Source organism: Candidatus Cardinium hertigii (assembly GCF_050864855.1).
Lineage (GTDB): Bacteria > Bacteroidota > Bacteroidia > Cytophagales > Amoebophilaceae > Cardinium > Cardinium hertigii_C.
Map to the genome: position 1 here is coordinate 1 of NZ_JBOZWW010000026.1, position 7,900 is coordinate 7,900.

The 7,900-nt window shown below is 30.6% G+C and carries 11 protein-coding genes and 2 pseudogenes; 2 read left to right on the forward strand and 11 right to left on the reverse strand.

The window, feature by feature from the left end; genetic code table 11:
- Positions 1-290 precede the first annotated feature (290 nt).
- The 10 genes and pseudogenes from ACRRVB_RS00830 to ACRRVB_RS00875 all read right to left on the reverse strand — a co-directional run.
- A pseudogene (locus ACRRVB_RS00830) lies at positions 291-365 on the reverse strand (IS6 family transposase); the annotation flags it as partial.
- A gap of 4 nt (positions 366-369) precedes the next feature.
- A complete protein-coding gene (locus tag ACRRVB_RS00835) occupies positions 370-1,080 on the reverse strand; it encodes a JAB domain-containing protein (protein ID WP_432466127.1) in 711 nt (236 codons plus the stop codon).
- A 45-nt stretch (positions 1,081-1,125) separates the two neighbouring features.
- A complete protein-coding gene (locus ACRRVB_RS00840; RefSeq protein ID WP_432466128.1) occupies positions 1,126-1,686 on the reverse strand; it encodes a JAB domain-containing protein in 561 nt (186 codons plus the stop codon).
- Between the two features lie 21 nt (positions 1,687-1,707).
- The gene (locus ACRRVB_RS00845; protein WP_432466129.1) at positions 1,708-2,679 is read right to left on the reverse strand and encodes an Rpn family recombination-promoting nuclease/putative transposase; all 972 of its coding nucleotides are present in this window, start codon (positions 2,677-2,679) and stop codon (positions 1,708-1,710) included.
- Between the two features lie 118 nt (positions 2,680-2,797).
- A complete protein-coding gene (locus ACRRVB_RS00850; protein WP_432466130.1) occupies positions 2,798-3,019 on the reverse strand; it encodes a hypothetical protein in 222 nt (73 codons plus the stop codon).
- 13 nt (positions 3,020-3,032) lie between these two features.
- A complete protein-coding gene (locus tag ACRRVB_RS00855; protein ID WP_432466131.1) occupies positions 3,033-4,493 on the reverse strand; it encodes a type IV secretion system DNA-binding domain-containing protein in 1,461 nt (486 codons plus the stop codon).
- A gap of 437 nt (positions 4,494-4,930) precedes the next feature.
- Entirely contained in the window at positions 4,931-5,098 is a 168-nt protein-coding gene (locus ACRRVB_RS00860) for a hypothetical protein (RefSeq protein WP_432466132.1), read from the reverse strand.
- A 32-nt stretch (positions 5,099-5,130) separates the two neighbouring features.
- Entirely contained in the window at positions 5,131-5,319 is a 189-nt protein-coding gene (locus tag ACRRVB_RS00865) for a hypothetical protein (protein ID WP_432466133.1), read from the reverse strand.
- Positions 5,320-5,444: 125 nt separating this feature from the next.
- A complete protein-coding gene (locus ACRRVB_RS00870; RefSeq protein WP_432466134.1) occupies positions 5,445-5,594 on the reverse strand; it encodes a hypothetical protein in 150 nt (49 codons plus the stop codon).
- 99 nt (positions 5,595-5,693) lie between these two features.
- Positions 5,694-5,966 carry a hypothetical protein gene (locus tag ACRRVB_RS00875; RefSeq protein ID WP_432466135.1) on the reverse strand — a complete coding sequence of 91 codons (273 nt, stop codon included), beginning with the start codon at positions 5,964-5,966 and terminating at the stop codon, positions 5,694-5,696.
- A 289-nt stretch (positions 5,967-6,255) separates the two neighbouring features.
- Here ACRRVB_RS00875 and ACRRVB_RS00880 point away from each other — a divergent pair, with 289 nt between their 5' ends.
- Positions 6,256-6,543 (forward strand): plasmid recombination protein, encoded by a 288-nt coding sequence (locus ACRRVB_RS00880; protein ID WP_432466136.1) that lies wholly within the window; start codon positions 6,256-6,258, stop codon positions 6,541-6,543.
- Complete coding sequence (mobV, locus tag ACRRVB_RS00885) at positions 6,516-7,682, forward strand: MobV family relaxase (protein ID WP_432466137.1); 1,167 nt, start codon at positions 6,516-6,518, stop codon at positions 7,680-7,682. Before ACRRVB_RS00880 ends, mobV begins: the two co-directional genes overlap by 28 nt.
- Before the next feature lie 30 nt (positions 7,683-7,712).
- On the opposite strand, the pseudogene ACRRVB_RS00890 reads toward mobV, so the two are convergent.
- Positions 7,713-7,900: pseudogene (locus tag ACRRVB_RS00890) on the reverse strand (IS5-like element ISCca5 family transposase); the annotation flags it as partial.

The following is a 7,900-nucleotide window of genomic DNA, read 5'->3' on the forward strand; positions in this document are numbered from 1 at the left end:
GGAATCGAATCAGATAACTGGAATAAAGGATGTTTCGGGTTAAGAAAACTAGATAAGCGTTGCTCAAACAAACGCTCAAGGCTATTATTTATTTTCTTAGATTTCATCCTTATTTTGCAAGCTTTTTATACAAAACAACTCTAAAACTGGTTATTAACCAATACAAATTTAACCATTTATTTGCTGATTAACAAATAATTATACAGTATTTCAGGACCGACTATTTACTGGTTCTCTCGCATCTATATTTAATTTTTCCTAGCTTTTCCCCTTGTCTTCAATTTTAGATATCATGCGGCCATAAGTTTGGAAAAGTTTTCAAAAGTAGATACCTGTTTTTTAGATCCGATTATTTTAGATTTTCTTTTCCTATTTAATTTTTTGAATATCAGAATTAGATAAACCAGTAACACGTATAATTTTTTCTATTGAATATCCTTCCTCTAACATAGATTTAGCAATCTCCCTGTTCCTTTCTATCTTACCTTTTTCTTTTCCTACTAGGATACCCTCTAATTTACCTTTTTGTCTACTTATCTCTTTAGTTAATTTTATTTCTTCTTTAAATGTTTTCTCTAGATGATCTAGTCTTTTTTCAAAGTTTTCTTTTAACTCAAAACTTGGAATATATTTAATACTTCTGCGGAGTTTATCCATAATCCTATGGTCCTCAAAACTATAATATCCAAAATACTTCCTTTCTGATATAATTAAATGATCTATAACTTGAATATCTAATATCCTCCCTACTTGAATCATTCGATCCGTAGCATCTAAATCATGCAATGAAGGTGACATTTCTCCAACAGGGTGGTTATGTATCATAATAATACCTGCCGCCTTCTTCTGAGAAGGAAAACACATGATCTCCTTTGGATCTACTGACGTAAAATATGAACTACCTACACTAACTAATTCTATATTTACAATAAGATTACGTATACTTAATGCTATCACCCACAAGTGTTCTTTACTTAAATCTGGTTTATCTTCTCTTTCCAGAATCATAAGCATCACATTATACGCATCAACCGCATCGTGAATCGCTATTTTATCCTGATTTCTTAAATAAATTAGCATGATATTAGCCTATTTAGGTAATATATTCAGTCAATAGATCATACATCATTTTATCTGATTTATTTCTTCTTCTATGTATTGATCAATAAGATGTGATTTATCGTTCTTTCTACGTTTAGTAGCTACCTGTTTTTTAACAGAAGCGCCTATTTCTAAACTTGGAATCGAATAACGCTTACTTAAACGTATTTCATCCATTAAACCACTACCTTGAAAACTATAATAACTCTTTTCTGTAATAATCAAATGATCTAAAATAGCTATACATATAATATTACCAACCTGGATCAATCTATCTGTAAGGTCTATATCCTCTTCTCTAGGATCTAATACACCAGTAGGACTATTATGAACTAAAACAATACCATATGCCTTTTTCTGTAGAGGCATATTAAATACCTCTGAAGGAATAGAAGCGGTATCTAAGTAAGAACACATAGATACCAATTCTACATTTAAGATCATACGGTCTATATCTAAAGAAACCGTCCAAAAATTTTCTTTAGTAAGGTCTGGTTTATCTTTAAGATTTAACAGCATATGCATAAGACCATATACATCATAGGGATCTCGTACCTTTTTATAGGAGATATCTTTGTTATCCATTGACATAACAATCTATTTATTTTACTCAATATCTTGAATATCAGTAATAGACAAACCAGTAATAAGCACAATGTCTTCTATAGAATAACCTTGTAAAAGCATAGATTTAGCGACTTGTATTTTGCCTTTTCTTTCACCTTCAGCTATACCCTCTAGCTTACCCTCTAGCTTACCTTTTTCTTGTCCTATTAGGATACCTTTTTTCTCTCCTATTAGGATACCTTCCTCCCTATATTTTTGTGCTACAGTTCTCATAAGATCTTCTTTGTCTTCTTTAGGAAAATGCTCCTTTATAATCTTTTCTAGATCTGGATACTTATCTTCTGGTAGTTTACTATCCGTATACCATAAGAAATTTCTTATATAAATATAACTTTTTTCTTTATCTAGGAGAAGACAAGATTTAAAGTTTTCTAAAAATTCTTCCCATAGCTTTAAAATATCTCTTGCATAAACATACTTCATAAAATATTCCATCATACCTAAATGTTCTTTCTGTTTGATTTGGTCATCTGGCATGGAATATAGGTCTACCAACTGGTAATCACCTCCCATAAACTCTTTAGCAAGACTAGGTTCTACAAACAAGTCCCATAGACTTCTTGGCGCATTAAAAGGTCTAGTACCGTGATACAGTATTATTGGAATCACCAACGGTAACTTTGATTGATGTTTTGTTTTATGCCTTTCTATCAATAAAAAAATATATTTCCATAGCTTAAACGCTGTCCAATAATTAGGACGAACTTCCGCTTCAATAAGGGTATATATAAACGCTTTTTCATTATTTTTCATCTTGATAGAGAATACCAAGTCACTAAATTTCTGCTTTAAATCTTCTTCTACATATGACTCTTTTTCTACTTTAAGTGTACCCAGATCTAATATTGACTTACAGGATTCTGGTAAATAATGGCTGATAAACTGCTGAGCAGCTATTGGATCAGATAAGATTTTTTTAGCTAATCCATCGTGCTTTAAATGCTCTTCCATAAAAATAGCTTCCTACAAAGTGTTTGAGTAATAATTACTTAAATGTATTTAATATTACATATATAATCTATTTATATCTATTAAGTTACATAAAAGAATATTATATATTCTATGTCTATTAATACTCCGAAAGTAATTCTTCCAGATCTATATACTTGTCTTCTGAATCTAGTATGTTATCGCTATAATCTACTTTTAAGATGGTGCTGTCAAATAATATAAGTGTAAAAGCATCTATCCAATTTAGGTTTTCTGCTGCATTCGACCTATTGTACCAACAGACTGATTCAAATGGTAAAGTGTTAAAATAGGCTACTACATCTTTGTATTTAAACGTCAATTCTGGATAATGGTTACACAACCAGTGTATTGACTTCTTCTTTTATTCTTTTTGTATTTTCAATAATAGATGCAGCATCAATTACTGCTACATCTGGTAATTCTTTTAGATACTTATTTTTAAACTGTTTGTCGTAATCTGACACAGGTTTAAACTGTTCTTGAAAAAACGTACCCTCACTCTCTACTACTTTGCCTGCAAAGTAGCCAACTTCAAAATTTGAAAACTCATTAGACTGGATTACGTCTTTATCATGGATAGTGACGTTTTCTCCTCGGGTAGTATTGGGACTTTTCGAATCAGGATGATAGGTTTCTGAGGAGCTAGTAGATTTTATGATATGCGCTTCTTTACCAAATAAAGAACTCGCATAACCTAATGATTCAACCCCACAACTCCCTATAAATTGATTGGTTAATATATCTCTGAGTTTTTTAGCTCCTCCATACCCATACGTATCCTCTAATTGCGCATTAGATTGAATACAAGCAATCGTACTAATCCCATATTTCCTTGCGGTAGCAGGAACTTCTGAAATATCTGGTATATATAACGTAGGCAACTCATCTATGGCTACAAAGCTCTTAGTTCTGCTATGCCCATACATAGATTTAAAACATACCGTAAGGAGTAAAGATATTACTGGACTAAAAGCCGATTTAGCAGGAGGAAAGTTCCCAATACAGAGTAACGTAGGTGCAGTACTATCATTGATCGTCAGGTTTATTTCATTTTTACTTAACACCCAAAACAAATCATTATTTATAAGGGGAAGTAAACTCGTTTTAAAACTGGCTAGAATACCTATTAATTGGGCGGATGACTTCTCTCCTCCCTTATACGCATCAAATATAGAACTAGAATATATATAGGCTTCTTCATCTTGTTCTATTAAACCTAATAGCTTATCTATAGGTTTTGTAGATAACATCAATACATGGGGTAACGTACAATACTTTGGGGCTTTATTAGACATATATATGATCATCCCCTGTAAAAGCGATTTAGTACTTACATGCCAAAAATCATCCTTTTTTCCAGGATTAAGGTTTTTTAACAATACCGTTACATATTCTTCTAAATAGGCTCTATTTGATATATAAACAGGATCTATAGGATTTATACGACTACTTTTATTCAAATCTGTGAAGTTAATCGTTTTAAATGAAAGCTTTTTTCTCTCTTTTTCTGGTAACCTGTAATAGCAATTATAGACAAATTTAGATAAACAGCATTTTATTGTAGGATCTAATTGATTCCCTTCAAAATTATAATCATATACAATGCCACAATAACCTTTTTTAATCATTGCATACAATATTGGTTCTAAAACATAGATACTTTTACCACTTCCAGCGCCACCTAGGATATAGATACCTCTTTGGGGATTATTGATGGGTAGTTTACCATTTTTAGTAGGTATAGCTATACTAAAAGGCGATGTTTTATCGTAGCCTTTTGGAAGGCTTACCACGTTTTTATCCCTTTTTACAAAGGGTTTTATATCGCCATGAGACAAAAATGGGATAGCGAAATAGACTAAAAAAAGTATAAACAAATGGGAAGGAAAAGAGGTATATGACTTTAAACAATTATAGGAATATAGATAGAGGCATGTTCTTTCGAAATAGACGAAACAAATCGTAAATAGTAACCAGAAAGAAAGTATTACTAGAGGTATCCAACTTTTATTTTTATCCAAGGCATTGGCTATAAATGTTTTTAATCTATCCCAGGCTAAAAAAGAAATAGACCCTACTAAAATTAGTCTAGTATGCAACCCGTATTTTGACTTAAATGCGTATTCAACGGCCCATTTAAGGTATCGGTCATTTAGATGTATACCACTTAATTTCAGCCAATAAAGTGTTTGAAACAAGAATAAGGCTAGAAAAAAATAAAATACTACCATTAGTACCTAAATGGTTTTCTTTTTACTAGTTTTCTGCTTCTATATCCGTTTCCTATAACGCTTACTATTTTTTTCTGTATAGATAATCCAGAAGCTTTAATAAAAGCATTCATATCAACACCTGACTGAATTAATTTTTCTAATATTATTTTAATTTTATCTTCCATATTGATATAAATTTTATATGGTTAGGATATATCTAATTAAAAATACTATTTTTATTTTTTATATTGGATTCTAATTTATCTATTATTGTATAAGGTATATCTGTTACTTTAACTATTTCATCTTTTTTATAACCAAGAAATATCATTTTATTTGCTATTTCTATTGTTCGTTTTTTATATCCTATATACTTTCCATAACATGTATAATTACTTTTTACCATGACAGTATTTATTATTATTTTATAATATTTTAGTATTAAAAATACTTTCTAATTTTTTTAATTTTTTATTAGATATTCCGGTTATGTTAGTTATTTCTTTTTTATCATAACCAATTACTATCATTTTACACGCTATTTCCAGTAATTTTTTTAGCTTTTATATATTTTTCATGGTCTATAGGACTTATTTCTTTTATTTCTTTTTTTGGTAACTTATATTTTTTTAGGTTAATATATTTATCAACTACTGATGTGATAAAATTTTCTATATTCATTTTATTTTTATTTTACATATTTTTTATATTTTAATTTGTATATTATAATATAGTTTAATTTTATTAAAAATCATAATTTTTTATCTTAAAAATAGCAGTTTATTTTTTAGTTTTTGTTTTAGCTTTTAGGTCTTCTATTTTAGAGCTGTACATGCCAGTAACTTTTACTATATCATCTTTTTTATATCCAAGATCTATCATTCTATAGGCTATTTCTAGTAGTTTTTTTCTAGATCCTACATATCTTCCATAGGCTACCGGGCTAATTTCTTCTATTTCTTTTATAGATAGTCCAGAAGCTTTAAGAATAATTTCTAAGTCTACTCCTTCTTTAATAAGTTCTTCTACCATTGACTTAATTCTATCTTCCATATTTATGTAATTAATTTTATTAAAACTGTTAAAATTTAGATAGCATAAATATACTATATATCTTTATAAAAAACACGTTATCATACAAATATTCTTTCCCATTTGTTTGTTTATTATAGGGTTATAAAGGTGGTCTTACGGAGTAAGGCGTAGCTCACTACGCCTTATTTCATAAGGCTGTTCATAAGACTGCTCTATTTTACTTAGTAATATCTATCTTTGTTCCGTTGTATTATTTAAGAGCAAATGGGAAAGAAATTTCCCTTGTTTTATATAGTTATTGTTTGTTATGTCGTTCGCTACATTTAATATAAAAGGGTACAAGAGTGGTTTAATAGGAATCGGTAGACATATAGATAGATCCAGCAAAGAACTGAAGAAAACAGGCCTATACGAAGATGAAGCAGAAAAAAGTTTAACCTTAGAATTAGGTCTGCATATAGATCCCTCTAGAATCCATCTAAACGAAGAATTGGTTGATACCGGTGTAAATCTTTATCTGAACTGGTTGACCAAAGAATATCAGAAGGGTATACCAAAGAGAAAGCTATTCGATCAGATGCGGTTAAAGCTTTAGGTTTGGTTATGACCGGTAGCCACGAACGAATGAAAGAAATAGAATCTAATAAAGCATTATTTGAAAGTTGGAAAAAAGCTAATTGGGATTTTGCTTGCAGAGAATTTGGAGGAGCAGAAAATATTGTTCGTTTCTCTGTCCATAGAGATGAACGTACTCCACATATTCATTGTGTAGTCGTACCTATTACTCCAGACGGAAGGTTAAGTGCTAAATATTATAAAGATGGAAAAGTTAGGCTACAAGGCTATCAAAATAGGTATGCAGAAGCTATGGCCCCTTTTGGTTTAGAACGAGGAATAGAAAGTTCATTAACCGGTAGAAAGCATATTCCTACAAAAGAATATTACAAAAGCATCAATAAAATTGACAGGGAAATAGAACAAGCAACCAAACACCTCAATACTTTAAATCCATTTCATCGTGATAAAGCCAAAAAGGAGCTAGAAAATGTACAAGATAAAATATATTCTTTAGAAGAAGAAAATAAATTACTCAAACGAGAGGTTTCTTACACGAAAACTACAGGTAAAACGGTAAGAGATAATTTTATTAAAAACTCCTTAGAAAGGATAAAGAGAGAAGTTAATTTGATTCAACATGTTTCTTCTATGGGGTATGTGCTGGATAAGGCTAAAAGTTCTAAAACCTGGGCAGTCATGGAGAAAGAAGGAGATAAAATATTGATTAAAAATAGTCCCAATCAAAATGGACATTGGATGTATAAATCGTTAGTAGATGATCAACAAAAAGGTACCATAGTAGACTTTATGGAAAAAAGGGGGTTTACCTATCAGAGTATTTGTGGTTTGTCTAGTAGTCACTTAGATGATCGTGTTATTAGGGATCAAAAAGGTTTGTCGTTAGAAATTCAAGATACTGCTTCTAGGCGTTATATCGCACAAGAGGCTTTTGATAAGGTTAAAGTCCATGAAAAAAATAATTATCTCCATTGTAGGGGTATTGAGCGTTCTACCTACGAACATTATCCAAGTGTCAAAGCAGGGGATCAAGCTGTTTTTGCCTTATACAAGGATTTAGATCATCATGGGAAAGGTGTTATGTGTAGTACGATTAGTTACGGGTTCGACTCCAAAGGAAGTATCTCTGAGGATGATTTTGTGAATAGTGCTAAATAGTCGGCCCTGAAATATTATTTTTGAATAAATTTATTGAATGGATATTTCTTTATAATATATATGGTTTATCAGGCGCTCTATTTTTCTTACCCAAGATATAGGTATAACTGGTTTTGGATTAAGAATTTTAATTATATAGGTTTTAATTTATTTGACTGTGAGGGTATTAAGAATAATTTTCTTGTAATCAGTCGTAGGTTATGAGCAATAGCACATAA

Excerpts from the sequence above, each read along its gene's own strand:
- ACRRVB_RS00845 (WP_432466129.1), bottom strand. The coding sequence starts at position 2,679 with ATGGAAGAGCATTTAAAGCACGATGGATTAGCTAAAAAAATCTTATCT.
- ACRRVB_RS00860 (WP_432466132.1), bottom strand. The coding sequence starts at position 5,098 with ATGGAAGATAAAATTAAAATAATATTAGAAAAATTAATTCAGTCAGGT.
- ACRRVB_RS00875 (WP_432466135.1), bottom strand. The coding sequence starts at position 5,966 with ATGGAAGATAGAATTAAGTCAATGGTAGAAGAACTTATTAAAGAAGGA.
- ACRRVB_RS00835 (WP_432466127.1), bottom strand. The coding sequence starts at position 1,080 with ATGCTAATTTATTTAAGAAATCAGGATAAAATAGCGATTCACGATGCG.
- ACRRVB_RS00880 (WP_432466136.1), top strand. The coding sequence starts at position 6,256 with ATGTCGTTCGCTACATTTAATATAAAAGGGTACAAGAGTGGTTTAATA.
- ACRRVB_RS00840 (WP_432466128.1), bottom strand. The coding sequence starts at position 1,686 with ATGGATAACAAAGATATCTCCTATAAAAAGGTACGAGATCCCTATGAT.
- ACRRVB_RS00865 (WP_432466133.1), bottom strand. The coding sequence starts at position 5,319 with ATGGTAAAAAGTAATTATACATGTTATGGAAAGTATATAGGATATAAA.
- ACRRVB_RS00870 (WP_432466134.1), bottom strand. The coding sequence starts at position 5,594 with ATGAATATAGAAAATTTTATCACATCAGTAGTTGATAAATATATTAAC.